Source organism: Enterocloster sp. HCN-30185, assembly GCF_037890305.1.
GTDB lineage: Bacteria > Bacillota > Clostridia > Lachnospirales > Lachnospiraceae > Enterocloster.
Genome location: NZ_JBBKBT010000048.1, coordinates 1 through 645 on the forward strand (window position 1 = coordinate 1; position 645 = coordinate 645).

A 645-nucleotide genomic window follows, 5' to 3' on the forward strand; every position below is an offset into this window, starting at 1 on the left:
ATACGGATATGATTATCCATATCGTAAATCCCAAGCGGGTGCGTCTGATCACTGCGCTGGATGCAGAGCGTACAAGAGAGTGCCTGTTTGAGGTAAATGCAGAGGTAAATGAGTTCCGTTTCGGCCACTGGTACGATCAGGAGGCATTCATGATCGAGCTGCAGGCCAATTTCCAGTCCAGTGAGGATCTGGAACTGGTCCAGAAGATGGCCGGGAATGTGGAACGAAAGAACGATCAGAGTTATGCAGATGATGGGATCTCCCAGGTGGCTGTTATGACGGTAGGCGCAGCAGCAAAGGCAGATGTGAAGGTGCCGAATCCGGTGACACTGGTCCCGTATCGTACCTTCCAGGAGGTGGGACAGCCTGCCAGTGCGTTCGTGTTCCGCGTGGGTGACAAGGGAGAGCCTACCTTTATGCTCCAAGAGGCACAGAACGGCCTCTGGAGGAATGAGGCAGTAGCAAATATCAAGGCATATCTGGCGCAGGCAGTGTCCCATATGCAGCCAAATGTAAGAGACCATATTACAATCATCGGATAAGCAGTGCAGCCTTTTGGTGGGATTTGATATGTCACGGTATTAAATGACCAGAGGTGTTGGCCGGGGCGGCCGGGTTTGTACCTTTTGACCGCCGCCCCTTTTT

General features: G+C 52.4%; 1 protein-coding gene. It reads left to right on the forward strand.

Annotated elements, in window-relative coordinates:
• On the forward strand, nucleotides 1-542 hold a 542-nt coding region (locus WKT10_RS15910), incomplete at its 5' end, for a hypothetical protein (protein ID WP_340278051.1).
• Nucleotides 543-645 lie beyond the last annotated feature (103 nt).